This is a genomic window from Massilia alkalitolerans DSM 17462, assembly GCF_000427785.1.
Lineage (GTDB): Bacteria > Pseudomonadota > Gammaproteobacteria > Burkholderiales > Burkholderiaceae_D > Telluria > Telluria alkalitolerans.
Map to the genome: position 1 here is coordinate 388932 of NZ_ATYR01000002.1, position 17591 is coordinate 406522.

A 17591-nucleotide genomic window follows, 5' to 3' on the forward strand; every position below is an offset into this window, starting at 1 on the left:
GCGCTATGGGGCGCCATAGCCTCCGCCACCGGGCGTCTCGATCACGAACAGGTCGCCCGCTTCCATGCCCACCTTGCCGATATGGCCCAGGGTCTCGACCGTCCCGTCGGCGCGCAGCACGGTGTTCCTCCCGCGTTCGCCCGGCTCCCCGCCCGCCATGCCGAAGGGCGCATGGATACGGTTGTTCGACAGGATCGCCGCCGTCATCGGCTCCAGGAAGCGCACTTTGCGGGTGCCGCCATTGCCGCCATGCCAGCGCCCCGCCCCGCCGGAACCATGCCGGATCTCGTAGCTCTCCAGCCGCACCGGGAAACGGAATTCCAGGATCTCGGGATCGGTCAGGCGCGAGTTGGTCATGTTGGTCTGCACCACGTCGGTGCCGACGAAGCCTTCGCCCGCACCGGAGCCGCCCGAGATGGTCTCGTAGTACTGGTAGCGCGCATTCCCGAAGGTGAAGTTGTTCATCGTGCCCTGGCTCGCGGCCATGACGCCCAGCGCGCCGTACAGCGCGTTGGTGATGCAGGTGGAGGTCTCGACGTTCCCCGATACCACCGAGGCCGGATAGTGCGGGTTGAGCATCGAGCCCGGCGGAATGATCACCTTCAGCGGTTTCAGACAGCCGGCATTCAGCGGAATCTCGTCGTCCACCAGGGTGCGGAACACGTACAGCACCGCCGCCATGCACACTGCCGAGGGGGCATTGAAGTTATTGGGCAGCTGGCCGGAAGTGCCCGTAAAATCGATCTCGGCGCTACGGCTGCCACGGTCGACGCGGATCGCCACCTCGATACGTGCGCCGTTGTCGAGATCGTAGCTGTACTGCCCATTCTTCAGCGCCGAGATCACGCGGCGCACCGCTTCCTCGGCGTTGTCCTGCACGTGGCCCATGTAGGCGCGCACGACGTCCAGCCCATAGTAGCCAACCATCCGGTGCAGTTCCTCGACGCCCTTCTGGTTCGCCGCCACCTGCGCGCGCAGGTCGGCCATGTTCTGGTCGGGGTTGCGCGCCGGGTAGCGTGCGCCGCTCAAGAGTTCGCGCGCTTCCTGCTCGCGCAGGATCCCGTCCGCGCCGTCGACCAGCTTGAAGTTGTCGATCAGGACGCCCTCCTGCTCGATGTGATCCGAGTCCGGCGGCATCGAACCCGGCGTGGTGCCGCCGATGTCGGCGTGGTGGCCGCGCGAACCGACGTAGAAGAGGATTTCCTCGCCAGATTCATCGAACACGGGCGAGATCACCGTTACGTCCGGCAGGTGGGTGCCGCCGTTGTAGGGGTCGTTCAGCACGTAGACGTCGCCCGCCTTCATCCGCCCAAGGTTCTTGCGCATCACGGTCTTGATGCTTTCGCCCATCGAGCCCAGGTGCACCGGCATGTGCGGGGCGTTGGCGACCAGGTTGCCGTCAGCATCGAAGATTGCGCAGCTGAAGTCGAGGCGCTCCTTGATGTTCACCGAGTACGCCGTATTCTGCAGGCGCAGGCCCATCTGCTCGGCAATCGACATGAACAGGTTGTTGAAGATTTCGAGCATGACCGGGTCGGCCGTGGTGCCGATCGCGCGCCGTTCCGGCAGCGCCTCCACGCGGCGCAGCACCAGGTGATTGTGCGGCGTGACCTGGGCCTGCCAGCCCGGTTCCACCACCGTCGTCGCATTCGCCTCGGCGATGATCGCCGGGCCGCGCACGATGTCGCCGGCTCGAATAGCGTCGCGCGGGAACACGTCAGTGTCGCGCCAGGCGCCGCCGCTGAACATGCGCACCACTTCGCCCGGCGCCGGCTGCGCGCCGGGCGAAGTGGCCGCTGCAAGCGCCTCGACGGGCGCGTCGGAGCGCCCGATGGCTTCGACCGAGACGGCCTCCACCACCAGGGCGCGCGAGGGCATCAGGAAGGAATAGCGGCGCTTGTAAGCATCCTCGAACGCGGCCTGCATGGCATCGGTCTCGCCAAAGGGCACGATGATGGCCGAGTCGGTGCCTTCGTAGCGCAGGTGCACCCGCTGCACCAGTTCGATGCGGCCGGGCGCCACGCCCTGCCCCAGCAACTGGTCGCGGGCACCGGCGCCAAGCGTCGCCAGGCGCAGCGCCAGGGCGTCGACGCCGGCGTCCTGCAGGCGCAGCTCGACCGCCTGCTCGCGCATCGCGGTCTGGTCGGCCTGGCCCATGCCGTAGGCCGACAGCACGCCGGCCAGCGCATGGATGAACACCGTCTTCATGCCTAGCGCGTCGGCCACCAGGCAGGCATGCTGGCCGCCGGCGCCGCCGAAGCTGGTCAGCGCATATTCCGTCACGTCGTGGCCGCGCTGCACCGAGATCTGCTTGATGGCGTTGGCCATGTTGCCGACCGCGATCTGGATGAAACCCTCGGCCACCGCTTCCGGTGCCGGCGTGCCGCCCGTAGCCTGTCCGATTTGCTTCGCCAGCGCGGCGAAGCCTGCACGCACGGCGCCCAGGTCGAGCTCTTCGTCCCCGCCTTTGCCGAACAGGCGCGGGAAGTGGCGCGGCTGGATCTTGCCGAGCATGAGGTTGCAGTCGGTGACCGCCAACGGCCCGCCGCGGCGGTAGCTGGCGGGGCCCGGATTGGCGCCGGCGCTGTCGGGGCCGACGCGGTAGCGGGTGCCGTCGAAATGCAGGATCGAACCGCCGCCCGCGGCCACCGTGTGGATGCTCATCATCGGCGCGCGCATGCGCACGCCGGCGACCTGGGTCTCGAACACGCGCTCGAACTCGCCCGAGAAATGCGAGACGTCGGTCGAGGTCCCGCCCATGTCGAAGCCGATGACGCGCTCGAAACCGGCCAGCTGGCTGGCGCGCACCATGCCGACGATGCCGCCGGCGGGGCCGGACAGGATGCTGTCCTTGCCCTGGAAGGCACGCGCATCAGTCAAGCCGCCGCTGGACTGCATGAACTGCAAATTCACGCCCGGCAGCTCGCCGGCAACCTGGTCGACGTAGCGGCGCAGGATCGGCGACAGGTAGGCGTCGACCACGGTGGTGTCGCCGCGCGCCACCAGTTTCATCAGGGGGCTGACCTCGTGCGATACCGAGATTTGCGTGTAGCCGATCTCGCGCGCGATGCGCGCTGTCGCTGCTTCATGCTCCGTGTAGCGGTAGCCGTGCATGAAGACGATGGCGATCGAGCGCAGGCCGCGGTCATAGGCCTGCTGCAGCGCGGCCCGGGTGGCGGCTTCGTCCAGCGGCCGAACGGTCTCGCCGTGCGCACCCATGCGCTCGTCGATTTCAATGACCTCCGCGTACAGCAGCTCGGGCAGCACGATGTGGCGGTCGAACAGGCGCGGCCGGTTCTGGTAGGCGATGCGCAAAGCGTCCCGAAAGCCCCGGGTGATCGCCAGCACGGTCGGTTCGCCCTTGCGCTCGAGCAGCGCATTGGTGGCGACCGTGGTGCCCATCTTGACCGCCTCCACCTGCGCGACCGGCACCGCCTCGCCCTTTGCCACGCCCAGCAGGTGGCGGATGCCGGCCACGGCTGCGTCGCGGTACTGTTCGGGGTTCTCGGACAGCAGCTTGTGGGTGAGCAGCCGGCCGTCGGGCCTGCGCGCCACGATGTCGGTAAAGGTGCCGCCGCGATCGATCCAGAACTGCCAGTCCATGTACTTACTCCCTTGCCACGCGATCCAAAACGCCTATTGTAGTCCGGGCGCGCGACTGTTTTGGCCAAAATGCATGACAATAGGATCATGGACAATCCCCTGTATACCGTCGCGCAGCTGCGCGAGATCGAACGGGCTGCCTATGCGGAGCTCGAACCTGGAAGCTTGATGCGCCGTGCCGGCGAGGCGGCCGCGAAGTATGCGCTCGAACTGCTGGGCGACAAGCGCGACCTGCCCGTCCTGCTGCTGGCCGGCCCCGGCAACAACGGCGGCGATGCGCTGGAAATGGCGGCCGTCCTTGCCGACGCCGGCGTCGATGCGACCGTGCTCTACCTGCCCGGCCAGCGCACGACCTCGGACGAGGCGGCGAGCGCGCACGAACGCGCACGCGACGGCACGGTCGGCTTCATCGACATGCTGCCCCCAGATGCGCAGTGGGGCCTGGTCGTCGACGGCCTGTTCGGCATCGGCCTCACGCGCCCGATCGAGGGCGAGTACCGCGCGCTGGTGGCCGCGCTCGACGAACTGCGCTGCCCGATCCTGGCGCTGGACGTGCCGAGCGGACTGGATGCCGACACCGGCGCCGTGATCGGCCCCGACGGCATCGCGGTGCGAGCGACCCACACCATCACCTTCCTGGGCGACAAGCCGGGCCTGCACACGGCCGATGGCCGCGACCATGCGGGCCAGGTGCGGGTCGAGCCGCTCGGCGTCGCACCAAGGCTGCTCCCGCCGCCCGCCGCCCGCCTCGGGTCGGCCGACAGCTTCGCACAGCACCTGGCGGCCCGCCGCCACAACACCCACAAGGGCAGTTTCGGCGACGTGGCCGTCATCGGCGGCGCCCACGGCATGGCCGGCGCCCCGGTGCTGGCCGCGCGCGGCGCCCTGTTCGCCGGTGCCGGCCGGACCTTTGTCGCGATGATCGATCCCGGGCCGGGCTACGACAGCGTGCAGCCCGAGATCATGTTCCGGCTGGCCGACGAGTTCGAGTTCGACAAGCGCACGCTGGTGATCGGCCCCGGCATGGGCGGCTCGGCCAGCGCGATGCGCCTGCTGGCCAGGGCCCTCGACAGCGACAGCCCGCTGGTGATCGATGCCGATGCGATCACCCTGATCGGCGCCAGTCCGGACCTGTTGAAACGCCTGGCGCAAAGAAGCAGCCCGGCCGTGCTCACACCCCACCCCCTGGAAGCCGCGCGCCTGCTCGGCATGACGGCGCCCGGCATCCAGGCCGAGCGCCTGGCGGCCGCGCGTGCGATCGCTGTGCGCAGCAATGCGGCGGTGATCCTGAAGGGTTCGGGCTCGGTGATCGCGCGCCCGGATGGGTCGATTTTCATCAACCCCACCGGCAATGCCGGCCTGGCGACCGCCGGCAGCGGCGACGTGCTGGCGGGGATTTGCGCTGCGTTGCTCGCGCAGGGCTGGCCGGCATGGGAAGCGGCGCTCGGTGCCGCCTGGATCCACGGCACCGCGGCGGACCTGCTGGTCGCGCACGGGGTCGGACCGATCGGCATGACGGCGGGAGAATTGCCGGCCGCGGCACGGGCCGTTCTGAACCTGCTGGTTGCGGAGAAAGCTGGCCTAACCTAGCGTGGGCAGGGCGATAGTGAGTAGCAAGATCTTCGAGCGCGAGATCGGAGCCACTTCGTATCGCCGCGTGGGCGGGAGACCCGCACACCCTACGAACTCAAGCCAATTGGCCTGCAGCGATCGTCAGCGTGCGGCCGCAGCGCGCCGCCATGGCCGGGTCGTGCGTTACCAGCACGAGGGTCGAGCCGCGCTCGCGGTTCAGTTCGAACATCAGCCCAATGATCGCTTCGCCGGTGGCGGCGTCCAGGCTGCCGGTCGGCTCGTCGGCGAACAGCAGCGGCGGTTCGGTGACAAAGGCACGGGCCAGGGCCACGCGCTGCTGCTCGCCGCCCGACAGGTACTTGGGATAATGGCGCAGGCGGCTGGACAGGCCCACGCGCCCCAGCATGGCCTCGGCTTTTGCACGAGCATCATTGTCCCCACGCAGTTCCAGCGGCAACATCACGTTTTCAACGGCATTCAGGTGCGCCAGCAACTGGAAAGACTGGAACACGAAGCCCAGCTTGGCCTTGCGGAAGGCGGCGCGCCCATCCTCGTCGAGCGCGAAGATGTCGGTGCCGTCGAGCAGGACCTTGCCGCTCGATGGCGTGTCCAGGCCGGCAAGCAGGCCCAGCAAGGTCGACTTGCCCGAACCGGAGGCACCGACGAGCGCGAGCGTCTCGGCCGGTTGCACGGTAAAATCGATGTTTTGCAGGATGGTGAGTTCGCCGCTGGCATCCGCCACCCGCTTCGACAGGCCGCTGACCGCGATTGCCGCCGGCCGGCCTGGCACTGCAGCGTCGGCCGTCCTACCATTCTTGAACACCTCGGGGTTATCACGCATGCTAGCCATTCTTAAAAAGTTGTCTCTCGTAGCAATCATGACGCTGGCCGCGTCGAGCAGCGCCTATTCTGCACCAAAAACCGTACTCGTGGTGGGCGACAGCCTGTCGGCCGAATACGGCATCACGCGCGGCACCGGCTGGGTAGCCCTGCTCGAACAAAAGCTCAAGGCCGAAAACATCCCGGCCAGGGTCGTCAACGCCAGCATCAGCGGCGAGACCACGATCGGCGGACGTACCCGCCTGCCGGCGCTGCTCGACCAGCACAAGCCGAACATCGTCGTGATCGAACTGGGCGCCAACGACGGCCTGCGCGGCCTGCCCGTGGCCTCGGCCGAAGGCAACCTGCGCGCCATGGTCGACATGGCGCAGAAGAAAAATGCGAAGGTGATGCTGGTGGGGATGCGCATGCCGCCGAACTACGGGCGCGCCTACACCGAAAGCTTCTTCAACATGTTCAAGAAGCTCTCAAGCGACACCAAATCGCCGCTGGTGCCCTTCATGCTGGAGGGCGTGGCCGACAAGCCGTCCCTGTTCCAGCAGGACCGCATGCACCCGACCGCCGCGGCCCACCCCATCATCCTGAACAACATCTGGCCGCAGTTCGCGCCACTCGTGAAAAAATAATGAAATACCCAGCCGTCCTCAGCTTCGCCGACATCCTTCCCGAACTCGATACCTTCGACACCATCATCGACGCGCGCAGCGAGTCGGAATATGCGCTCGACCGCATCCCCGGCGCGATCAATGCGCCGGTGCTCGACGACGCGCAGCGCGTGCGCGTCGGCACCCTGTACAAGCAGGTCGGCGCCTTCGAGGCCAAGAAGGTGGGCGCGCCGCTGGTGGCCGCCAACATCGCGCGCCACATCGAGACGCTGTTTGCGGACAAGCCGCGCGACTGGAAGCCGCTGGTGTACTGCTGGCGCGGCGGCAACCGCAGCGGCTCGATGGCGCACATCCTGGCCAAGATCGGCTGGCCGGTAGTGCAGCTCGATGGCGGCTACAAGGCCTACCGCGCGCACGTGGCAAGCGCGCTGGAGAACCCGCCGCAACTGGATTTCCGTGTAGTGTGCGGCACCACGGGCAGCGGCAAGAGCCGCCTGCTGGAGACCCTCGACCGCATGGGCGCGCAAGTGCTCGACCTCGAAAAACTGGCGGCGCACCGCGGCTCGGTGCTGGGCCACCTGCCGGACGAGCCGCAGCCGAGCCAGAAGATGTTCGAGAGCCAGGTCTGGGGCAAGCTGCGGCACTTCGATCCAGCCAAGCCCGTGTTCGTGGAATCCGAGAGCAAGAAGGTCGGCAACCTGCGCGTGCCGGAGGCGGTCATGGCAGGCATGCGCGCCTCGCCCTGCATCTCGCTCTCGCTGTCGCGCGAGAACCGGGTGCGGCTCCTGATGGAAGACTACGAGCACTTCTGCAAGAACCCGGACGCGCTCACCGGCCAGCTGGCCCACCTGGTGCAGCTGCACGGGAACGAGAAGATCAAGGCCTGGCGCGACATGGCCAACAGCGGCGCCATGGCCGAGCTGGTAGACCAGCTGCTGGTGGAGCATTACGATCCGGCCTACCTGCGCTCGATCGACCGGAATTTCGTGCAGTTTCCGAAGGCGGAGGTGCTGGAGTTGAACGACATTGCCCAGCAAGATTTCGTGGCGGCGGCACGGCGCTTGCACGCTGCTTGAACACCCGTCCCACTGCGCTAACCGTTAGCCTATGAGTCGTCATCCCGGCGCAGGCCGGGATCCAATTTTGCAAGCATGGCCACAAGCGCGTGCGTTTTCACTGTTCGTGGGAATTGGATTCCGGCCTTCGCCGGAAGTCATTGCCGCCAGTGGCGGGAATGACGTTTCATGGCAGCTGAATGACTGAAGCTTCTGCTTAGTTCGACGTGCAAAACAAAAAGCCCGGCTGCTCAAACAGCCGGGCTTTTTCGCATCCTACCTGTCAACCGCAATCACTCGCCTTCCGGCTTGGCGCCCAGCTGCGACGCGTTCACATTGACCTTGGCCTTGGCCTTGGTCTTGAGCGCCTCGACATAGTTGAACAGCTCCGCCTGGCCCACCAGGCCCGAAATCTGCTGCGCTTCCTGCTTGCGGCGGTTCACGTCCGGGTTGGCCGGCTGCGACACCTTGTTGATGCGGTACACGCCGTAGCCTTGGCCCGGAATCTCCACGCCGACGTAGGCCGGCAGCTTGGTTGCATCCGCCTTCAGCACCGCGATCGCAGCCGTGGTGTTGATGGTCGGTTCCTTGGTGCGGGTCACGACTTGTGGCGCGCCGAAACCGGTCGCATCGCCCGACGCCTTGGCGGCGGCCAGCTTCTGCTCGCCGGCGGCCTTGGCCAGGCGCGATGCCTCTTCCAGCGTGACGCGCTGGCGGATCATGGCGTCGACCTCGGCCAGCGGGCGCTTGGTGGCCGGCTTGAACTCGACCACGCGGCCCGAGATCAGCACGCTCGGCGACACTTCCACGGCTTCGGTGTTGCGCTTGTTCTTCACGGCGTCGGTACCGAACAGCGCGGCCAGGAACTTCTCGTTATTGAACGGCGCCTCGCCCAGCTGCGGATTCGGCTTGCGGGTCAGACCGTCGACGGTCTGGATCTTCAGGCCCAGCTTGTCGGCCACCGGCTTCAGGCTATCCGACTGCTCGTAGACCATATTGGTGAAGGTCTCGGCCATTTCCGAATAACGCTTCGACATCTTCTGCTTCTTCAGGTCGGCGGCGATGTCATCCTTCGCGGCTGCCAGGGGCTTCTGTTCGGCGGCTTTCAGCGAGGTGAGCTTGATGATGTGGTAACCGAACTCGGACTGCACCACGCCGCTCACTTCGCCTTCCTTGAGCGCGTAGATCGCGTCTTCCACCGGCTTCACGAAAGTGCCCTTCTCGACCACGCCGAGGTCGCCGCCGGCCTGGGCCGAGCCCTGGTCCTGCGACTGCGCCTTGGCGATCTCGGCGAAGTTCGCCGGGTTCTTGCGCACCTCCGCCAGCACCCCCTCGGCCTTGGCCTTCGCTGCAGCCTGCTCGGCCGGCTTGGCGTCGCGGCCGGCGTTGATCAGGATGTGACTCGCGGTACGCTGTTCCGGCGTGGTGTAGCTTTTGAGGTTCTTGTTGTAGTAGTCGGTGACTTCGGCGTCGCTGACCTGCACCTGGCTCTCCACCGCGGCGGCGTCGAACACGACGTACTCGGCCTTCACCTGCTCGGGGATGGTGAACAGCTGGGCGTTCTTGTCGTAGTAGGCCTTGACCATCGCGTCGGTGACCTTCACCTGCGGCAGGTACTGCGCGATCGGGAACAGCATTTCCTGGACTTCGCGTTCCTGGTCGCTGATGCTCGACAGGCGCTCGGACACCGAGCGCGGAGCAAACGCGGTGGCCTGGATCGAGCCGGTCAGCTGCTCCAGGGTCAGGTCGCGGCGCAGGCGCTGGTCGAACATCGCCGGGGTCATGCCCTGGGCGGCCAGCGCTTGCTTGTACTGCTCCATGTCGAAGCTGCCGTCCGGCTTGCGAAACTGCTGGTATTCGCCGATCCTCCTGGCCAGCGCGGCGTCGCCCACGGTCATGTGCGCGCGCGCGAGTTCGGCGTTGATGGCGCGTTCGGCCACCAGGTTGTTCAGGATCGCCTGCTTGGCTTCCGGCGTCTCGAACATCTTCTGGTCGAACTGCGGGCCCATCATCTGGCGCGCCTGGTCGATCTGGCGGCGCTGGGCTTCTTCCCATTCCTGCTGGGTAACCTTCTGGCCGGCCACGGTCGCCACGCTCGACGCGGCGTCGCCACGGTCCTGGTAGCTCTCGACACCGACTAACACGAACGAAGGCACGATCAGGACGAGCAGCAGGCCCTGCATCACGCGCTTGTTGTTACGGACAAAATCAAACATGGTCAGCCATTCAAGGTTGATAATGCTTTAACAGCACAAGTTAAAAAAAAAGGCGAACTCGCGTTCGCCCCTTCTTGTCTCCCTCGGCATCGTCGGACACCTCGGGCAATACTGAATTCTGGCGGAGCGGACGGGGCTCGCCCACGTACCGCGGGCCGCGGATTCCCTTGCAAGGGAATCCCTTCTTGCCCAATCCGTGTTCCCCGCAGGGGGAACACTTCTCTCCTAGTATTCTGGCGGAGCGGACGGGGCTCGAACCCGCGACCCCCGGCGTGACAGGCCGGTATTCTAACCAACTGAACTACCGCTCCAGACTAATGTGGTGGATGTTGGCGGAGCGGACGGGGCTCGAACCCGCGACCCCCGGCGTGACAGGCCGGTATTCTAACCAACTGAACTACCGCTCCAACAAAAACACGACATCGCATTACCCTTGCAGGTAGTGCCTCTGCATGTCACCGCAGAGAAGGCATTAGTTTACAGCATCTTTCAGAGCTTTACCAGCCTTAAATTTCGGAACCTTTGCAGCTGCAATCTTGATCGGTTCCTTGGTGCGCGGATCGCGGCCGGTGCGGGCAGCGCGTTCGCCCACGGTGAAGGTGCCGAAGCCGACCAGCGTGACGCTGTCGTTCTTCTTCAGGGACTCGGTCACGGCTCCGATCATGGCGTCGAGAGCACGCGTCGCCGAGGCCTTGGTAATGTCCGCGGACTTCGCGATTTCTTCGATCAGTTCTGTCTTGTTCACTCTAACCCTCGTGTATACGTTGGACGCCGGGGCGCCTTCCTGCAAAAGTGCAAGCCGGTATTAAACAAGGGCAACATTGGTCTGTCAAGCAACATCCGTGGGGAATAGCACCGCTTGTTCCCGTATCGCACGTTCCGAACAAAAAAACAGGCGCCCGCAGGCGCCTGTCTCATCGTTCAATCAAGCGATCAGTGCTTGACCACCTCGGTCGACCCTTCCGCCGCCGCGCTCGGGGTGACGGCCACGGGTGCCGCCGCCACGTCCGCCAGCGGTTCCGGCTGGCGCTCCAGCGCAACCTCGAGCACCTTCTCGATCCAGCGCACCGGCACGATCTCGAGCTTGTTCTTGACGTTGTCCGGAATCTCGGCCAGGTCCTTCACGTTCTGCTCGGGGATCAGGACCGTCTTGATGCCGCCGCGATGCGCCGCCAGCAGCTTCTCCTTCAGGCCGCCGATCGGCAGGACTTCGCCGCGCAGCGTGATCTCGCCGGTCATCGCCACATCGGCGCGCACCGGGATGCCGGTGAAGGCCGAAACCAGCGCGGCCGTCATGCCGATACCGGCCGAGGGACCGTCCTTCGGCGTCGCGCCTTCCGGCACGTGGATGTGGATGTCGGTCTTTTCAAACGCTTCCGCCTTGATGCCGAAGCGCTGGGCGCGCGAACGCACCACCGTGCGCGCCGCTTCGATCGACTCCTTCATCACGTCGCCCAGGGTGCCGGTGCGGATGATGGCGCCCTTGCCCGGCACGTTCACCGCTTCGATGGTCAGGAGGTCGCCGCCCACCTCGGTCCAGGCCAGGCCAACCACCTGGCCGATCTGGTTTTCCTTCTCGGCCACGCCGAAGTCGTAGCGGCGCACGCCCAGGAATTTATCCAGGTTCTTGGCGTTCACCAGCACGCGCTTCTCGGCCTTGGTCAGCAGCAGCATTTTGACGACCTTGCGGCAGATCTTCGAGATCTCGCGCTCGAGCGAACGCACGCCGGCTTCGCGGGTGTAGTAGCGGATGATGTCGCGGATCGCCGATTCCTCGACCTTGATCTCGCCTTCCTTCAGGCCGTTGTTCTTGATCTGCTTCGGCAGCAGGTAGCGCTGCGCGATGCTGGTCTTTTCGTCCTCGGTGTAGCCCGACAGGCGGATCACTTCCATCCGGTCCAGCAGCGCCGGCGGGATGTTGAAGGAGTTCGAGGTAGCCACGAACATCACGTCCGACAGGTCGAAGTCGACTTCCACATAGTGGTCGCTGAAGGTGTGGTTCTGCGCCGGGTCCAGCACCTCGAGCAGGGCCGAGGACGGATCGCCGCGGAAGTCCGCGCCCATCTTGTCGATCTCGTCGAGCAGGAACAGCGGGTTGCGCACGCCGACTTTCGACAGCGACTGCAGCACCTTGCCCGGCATCGAGCCGATGTAGGTGCGGCGGTGGCCGCGGATCTCGGCCTCGTCGCGCACGCCGCCGAGCGCCATGCGCACGTACTTGCGGTTGGTGGCGCGGGCGATCGATTCGCCCAGCGAGGTCTTGCCGACGCCCGGAGGACCGACGAAGCACAGGATCGGGGCCTTCAGCTTGTCGACGCGCTGCTGCACCGCGAGGTACTCGAGGATGCGTTCCTTGATCTTGTCGAGGCCGTAGTGGTCGGCTTCCAGCACCTGCTGGGCCTTTTCGAGGTCGATGGTGACCTTCGACTTCTTCTTCCACGGCAGCCCGACCAGGGTGTCGATGTAGTTGCGCACCACGGTGGCTTCGGCCGACATCGGCGACATCATCTTGAGCTTCTTGATCTCGCTCATCGCCTTATCCAGTGCCTCTTTCGGCATCTTGGCAGCGACAACCTTCTTCTCCAGCTCCTCGATGTCGGCGCCGTCCTCGCCTTCGCCCAGTTCCTTCTGGATGGCCTTGACCTGTTCGTTCAGGTAGTACTCGCGCTGCGACTTCTCCATCTGACGCTTGACGCGGCCGCGGATGCGCTTCTCGACCTGCAGGATGTCCAGTTCGCCTTCCAGTTGGCCGAGCAGGTGCTCGAGGCGCTTGGCGACGTTGAAGATCTCCAGGATGACCTGCTTCTGCTCGAGCTTGAGCGGCAGGTGCGCGGCGACGGTGTCGGCCAGGCGGCCGGCGTCGTCGATCCCCGCGAGCGAAGCCAGGATCTCGGGCGGGATTTTCTTGTTGAGTTTGACGTACTGGTCGAACTGCTGGACGATGGCGCGGCGCATGGCCTCGACTTCGGAGTCGTCGCCGATTTCCGAGCCGACCGGGGTCAGCTCGGCGGTAAAGTGGGTGGCGCCATCGGTGATGTGATCGATGCGCGCGCGCTGGGCGCCCTCGACCAGGACCTTCACGGTGCCGTCGGGGAGCTTGAGCATTTGCAGAATATTGGCCACGCAGCCGATCTCGTAGATGTCTGCGGCGGAAGGTTCGTCCTTGGCGGCGGCTTTCTGGGCAGCCAGCATGATGCTCTTGCCCTGCTCCATCGCGGCTTCGAGGGCCTTGATCGATTTCGGACGGCCGACGAACAGAGGTATCACCATATGCGGGAACACGACCACGTCGCGCAGCGGCAGGAGAGGCAGCGTCGTTTGTTCGGTTAATTTCGAAGTTGTCATGGCATACCTTATAAAAACGTGTTGCTGAACTTGGGCACTCGCAGCGCAAATCTCAAGGCCACCGCGAATATATTTTCTACGAGTAAAAGAATATCAATGTTTAGAAAATATAGCCGTTCCGATAAAGAACGCGCTTTCAAATGAAAAAGCCACTGCGCGAGGAAATCCCCGCGAGTGGCTTTTCGATTGAAGCCGTTCTTTATTATGAAGTAGTGTACCTTCAAGAATCCGTACGGCAAGACTTTTGTGGCAAAAGAACGCGCCTTTTTTTAGTTTTCGCCAGATGCTTTTGGCGTTTCGCTATAAATCAGCAAAGGTTTCGCGGCATTCGTGATCGTATTTTCATCGATCACGACCTTCACGACGTTCTGCTGGCTCGGCAGCTCGTACATCACGTCCAGCAGGGCGTGCTCGAGAATCGAGCGCAGGCCACGGGCACCGGTCTTGCGTGCCAGTGCCTTGCGCGCAATCGCGTGCAGTGCCGCAGGACGTATTTCGAGTTCCGCGCCCTCCATTTCAAGCAGCTTCGAGTATTGCTTGATCAAGGCGTTCTTGGGCTCGATCAGGATCTGGATCAGCGCTTCTTCGGTGAGTTCGCTCAAGGTCGCCACGACCGGCAGACGGCCGACCAGTTCCGGGATGAGGCCGAACTTGATCAGGTCTTCCGGCTCGGCTTCCATCAGGATTTCACTGTTGGCGCGCTCGGTCTGGCTCTTGACCGTGGCCGCGAAACCGATACCGCTCTTTTCGGAACGGTTCTGGATGATCTTGGCCAGGCCGTCGAACGCGCCGCCGCAGATGAACATGATGTTGGTCGTGTCGATCTGGACGAAGTCCTGGTTCGGATGCTTGCGGCCGCCCTGCGGAGGCACCGAGGCCATCGTGCCCTCGATGAGCTTGAGCAGGGCCTGCTGCACGCCCTCGCCCGAGACGTCGCGGGTGATCGACGGGTTGTCGGACTTGCGCGAGATCTTGTCGATCTCGTCGATGTAGACGATGCCGCGCTGGGCCTTCTCGACTTCGTAGTTGCAGCTTTGCAGCAGCTTCTGGATGATGTTCTCGACGTCTTCGCCGACATAGCCGGCTTCGGTCAGGGTGGTCGCGTCGGCGATCACGAAGGGGACGTTGAGCATGCGCGCCAGGGTCTGGGCCAGCAGGGTCTTGCCGGAACCGGTCGGGCCGACGAGCAGGATATTGCTCTTGGCCAGCTCGATGTCGTCCTTCTTGCCCAGGTGCTTGAGGCGCTTGTAGTGGTTGTACACCGCCACCGACAGGATGCGCTTGGCCGTCTGCTGGCCGATCACGTACTGGTCGAGCAGTTCGGTGATTTCGTGAGGCGTCGGCAGATCGGACTTGGCGCCCGCCACCGATTCGACGTTCGAAGTCTCGTCGCGGATGATGTCGTTGCACAGATCGATGCATTCATCGCAGATGAACACCGACGGTCCCGCGATCAGCTTCTTGACTTCGTGCTGGCTCTTTCCGCAGAACGAGCAGTACAGAAGTTTTTCGCCGCTGGAGGATTTTTTGTCAGACATGGGGCAGGTTATCTAATAAGTTGCTTGAATATAACGCTAATACGGGTACGCAACAAGTGCGCACACGAACATGCTACCCGAAATAAAAACGAAACGCCCGAACACGTTTTGCGCCCGGGCGTTTTTTGGCAACACCTTGGCGGCGTCGCAACGCGCTTTCCTTACGCGCGGTTCGTCAGCACGCGGTCGATCATGCCGTATTCAACGGCCTCTTCCGCCGACATGAAGCGGTCGCGGTCGGTGTCGCGGTGGATCTGCTCGATGCTCTGGCCGGTGTTCTCGGACATGATGCGTGCCAGGCGCTCGCGCAGGTACAGGATTTCCTTGGCCTGGATCTCGATGTCCGAAGCCATGCCCTGCGAACCGCCGGACGGCTGGTGGATCATGACGCGCGAGTTCGGCAGCGAGAAACGCTTGCCCTTGGCGCCGGCAGCCAGCAGGAAGGCGCCCATCGAGGCGGCCAGGCCGGTGCACAGGGTGGAGACGTCCGGCTTGATGAAGTTCATCGTGTCGAAGATCGCCAGGCCCGCCGAGACCGAACCGCCCGGCGAGTTGATGTACAGCGAGATGTCCTTGTCCGGATTCTCGCTCTCCAGGAACAGCAGCTGGGCCACGATCAGGTTGGCCATCTGGTCGTTGACAGGGCCGACCAGGAAGATGACGCGCTCTTTGAGGAGACGCGAGTAGATGTCATAGGCGCGCTCGCCGCGGCCGCTTTGTTCGACCACCATCGGCACGAGGCCGAGTGCTTGGGTATCCAATGCCGGATTACGAATCATACCTGTCTCGTTCCTTGTAAATAGGGGTTCAGAAGTCCAATCTTAGCAGCTGCGCGTGGTTTTCACAGAAACGTAGGGTGGGCAGCTCGTCCTCAGGTCCACTGGACCTGAGGACCCCACGCGGTGATTGTCGGCGGCTCCGATCTCGCTATCGATGATCTCGCCGCCAATACAACAGTGGGCGTCTGTAATTCAGGCCACTGGCCTGAATTACCCCGCCCACCCTACGATTTAACCACAACAGCCTTGTTGGCTGGCATTCATTAACCCGGGACGTTGCCGCCCATCAGTTCATCGAAAGCGATGGTCTTGCTGCTGACCTTCGCCTTGCCGAGGACATAGTTAACGACGTTTTCTTCCAAAACAAGAGCTTCCACTTCGGCCAGGCGGCGGCGGTCGCTGTAGTAGTACTTCAGGACTTCCTTCGGATCTTCGTAGCTCTGCGAGAAGTCTTCGATCTGGGCCTTGACCTGCTCCTGGGTTGCCTGCAGGTTGTTATCTTGCACCAGCTGCGACAGGATCAGGCCCAGGCGCACGCGGCGCTCGGCCTTGTCGGCGAACATTTCCGGCGGGAACGGCATTGCCTTGACGTCCATGCCGCGCTGCGCCATGTCCTGGCGGGTCATCTCGGCCAGGCGCTCGGAATCCTGCTGGATCATGGCCTTCGGCACATCCAGTTCGGTCGACTTGACCAGCGCGTCCATCACGGCTTCCTTGTTGCGGGCCTTGATGCGGGCGTTGACTTCACGCTCCAGGTTGGTCTTGATGTCTTCGCGCATCTTCTCGATCGAGCCGTCTTCGATGCCCAGCGACTTGGCGAATTCCGCGTCGACTTCCGGCATGTGGGCCCATTCGAGCTTGTTCAGGGTGATGGTGAACTCGGCGGTCTTGCCTGCCACGTCCTTGCCATGGTAATCCTCAGGGAAAGGCAGCGGGAAAGTCTTGCTTTCGCCGACCTTCAGGCCCACGGTAGCGGCTTCGAATTCCGGCAGCATGCGGCCTTCGCCCAGCACGAATGCGTAGTTCTCGGCCTTGCCGCCGGCGAACTCTTCGCCGTCGATCTTGCCGACGAAGTCCACGGTCACGCGGTCGCCGTCGGCAGCCACGGCTTCGCCGCCGGTGCCGTGCTCGCCCTCTTCACCCTTGGTGTGGTAGTGCACGCGCTGCTTGCGCAGGATGTCGATGGTCTTGTCGATCTCGGCGTCGCTCACCTCGGCGGCAACGGTTTCGATCTCGGTGGCGGCCAGGTCGCCCAGCACGACTTCAGGATAGACTTCGAAGGTCGCGTCGAAGGCCAGCATGCCTTCCGGTGCTTCCTCTTTCGGTTCGATTTTCGGGAAACCGGCAACGCGCAGCTGGTTCTCGTTGGCGGCTTCGTTGAACGCGCGGCCGACCTTGTCGTTCAGCACGTCCGATTCGATCTGGTAACCGTATTGCGCAGCGACCATCTTGAGCGGCACCTTACCTGGGCGGAAGCCCGGGGCCTTTGCCGTCTTGGCCTGCTTCTTGAGGCGCTTTTCGACCTCCGTACGGACGTCAGCTACCGGAAAAGTGATCGTCAAGCGACGCTCGAGTTTACCCAGGGTTTCGACTGCAGTTGCCATTATAAAAATCGTCCAAAAAAATAATTATTCGTGGTGCGAGGAGGGGGACTCGAACCCCCACACCATTGCTGGCGTCAGGACCTAAACCTGGTGCGTCTACCAATTTCGCCATCCTCGCGGAAGGATTGCATTTTTGCCACAAAAACAAAGGGCGCCCGACAGTGAAACCGGCCGCCCTGCACTCCTCTGTTTAGGGGCTACAACTTCAATCGATTATTTTACTGGATTTTCTGTCACTATTGGGGCGTTTTTTGCTGTGCGTGCGGGGGTTGGGAGCTCATCTATATAGAAGGATAGTGCTCGGCAGTATGCGCAGCCACGCTCGCACGCCTCTGCGTCAGCCCTCAAACCGTCGCTCCGGCGAAGGCCGGAGCCCAAGTTCGTTGCGTCACGTTGGTGGGGGCACGCAAGTGCTTGCGGCCCACAACGAAACC

Annotated in this window: 11 protein-coding genes and 3 tRNA genes; 3 read left to right on the forward strand and 11 right to left on the reverse strand. The window is 63.9% G+C overall.

What is annotated here, in order from left to right; all coding sequences use genetic code 11:
• Positions 1-3: 3 nt before the first annotated feature.
• On the reverse strand, positions 4-3603 hold the full coding sequence (locus YWC_RS0103675; RefSeq protein WP_027864163.1) for a hydantoinase B/oxoprolinase family protein: 3600 nt from the start codon (positions 3601-3603) through the stop codon (positions 4-6).
• An 87-nt stretch (positions 3604-3690) separates the two neighbouring features.
• On the opposite strand from YWC_RS0103675, the gene YWC_RS0103680 reads away from it, so the two are divergent.
• Complete coding sequence (locus tag YWC_RS0103680) at positions 3691-5193, forward strand: bifunctional ADP-dependent NAD(P)H-hydrate dehydratase/NAD(P)H-hydrate epimerase (RefSeq protein ID WP_027864164.1); 1503 nt, start codon at positions 3691-3693, stop codon at positions 5191-5193.
• Between the two features lie 97 nt (positions 5194-5290).
• Here YWC_RS0103680 and YWC_RS0103685 read toward each other — a convergent pair whose 3' ends face one another.
• Positions 5291-6016 carry an ABC transporter ATP-binding protein gene (locus YWC_RS0103685; protein WP_027864165.1) on the reverse strand — a complete coding sequence of 242 codons (726 nt, stop codon included), beginning with the start codon at positions 6014-6016 and terminating at the stop codon, positions 5291-5293.
• Between the two features lie 37 nt (positions 6017-6053).
• Between YWC_RS0103685 and YWC_RS0103690 the strand changes: the two genes are divergently transcribed.
• Both YWC_RS0103690 and mnmH read left to right on the forward strand, forming a co-directional pair.
• On the forward strand, positions 6054-6641 hold the full coding sequence (locus YWC_RS0103690; RefSeq protein ID WP_307175256.1) for an arylesterase: 588 nt from the start codon (positions 6054-6056) through the stop codon (positions 6639-6641).
• Complete coding sequence (mnmH, locus tag YWC_RS0103695; protein ID WP_027864167.1) at positions 6641-7696, forward strand: tRNA 2-selenouridine(34) synthase MnmH; 1056 nt, start codon at positions 6641-6643, stop codon at positions 7694-7696. Before YWC_RS0103690 ends, mnmH begins: the two co-directional genes overlap by 1 nt.
• A 272-nt stretch (positions 7697-7968) precedes the next feature.
• Here the strand turns inward: mnmH and YWC_RS0103700 are convergent, their stop codons facing one another.
• The 9 genes from YWC_RS0103700 to YWC_RS0103740 form a co-directional block, all read right to left on the reverse strand.
• A complete protein-coding gene (locus tag YWC_RS0103700; RefSeq protein ID WP_027864168.1) occupies positions 7969-9891 on the reverse strand; it encodes a SurA N-terminal domain-containing protein in 1923 nt (640 codons plus the stop codon).
• 234 nt (positions 9892-10125) lie between these two features.
• Positions 10126-10202 (reverse strand) — tRNA-Asp (locus tag YWC_RS0103705).
• Positions 10203-10221: 19 nt separating this feature from the next.
• Positions 10222-10298: transfer RNA gene (locus YWC_RS0103710), tRNA-Asp, on the reverse strand.
• Between the two features lie 65 nt (positions 10299-10363).
• Positions 10364-10681, reverse strand: coding sequence for an HU family DNA-binding protein (locus tag YWC_RS0103715; RefSeq protein WP_161783926.1), 318 nt, complete (start codon positions 10679-10681; stop codon positions 10364-10366).
• 143 nt (positions 10682-10824) lie between these two features.
• Positions 10825-13236 carry an endopeptidase La gene (gene lon / locus YWC_RS0103720; RefSeq protein WP_027864170.1) on the reverse strand — a complete coding sequence of 804 codons (2412 nt, stop codon included), beginning with the start codon at positions 13234-13236 and terminating at the stop codon, positions 10825-10827.
• 269 nt (positions 13237-13505) lie between these two features.
• The gene (clpX, locus tag YWC_RS0103725; RefSeq protein WP_027864171.1) at positions 13506-14774 is read right to left on the reverse strand and encodes an ATP-dependent Clp protease ATP-binding subunit ClpX; all 1269 of its coding nucleotides are present in this window, start codon (positions 14772-14774) and stop codon (positions 13506-13508) included.
• Between the two features lie 161 nt (positions 14775-14935).
• Complete coding sequence (gene clpP / locus YWC_RS0103730) at positions 14936-15553, reverse strand: ATP-dependent Clp endopeptidase proteolytic subunit ClpP (RefSeq protein ID WP_027864172.1); 618 nt, start codon at positions 15551-15553, stop codon at positions 14936-14938.
• 263 nt (positions 15554-15816) lie between these two features.
• Complete coding sequence (gene tig / locus YWC_RS0103735) at positions 15817-17157, reverse strand: trigger factor (protein ID WP_027864173.1); 1341 nt, start codon at positions 17155-17157, stop codon at positions 15817-15819.
• A gap of 31 nt (positions 17158-17188) precedes the next feature.
• Positions 17189-17275: transfer RNA gene (locus YWC_RS0103740), tRNA-Leu, on the reverse strand.
• Between the last annotated feature and the right edge of the window lie 316 nt (positions 17276-17591).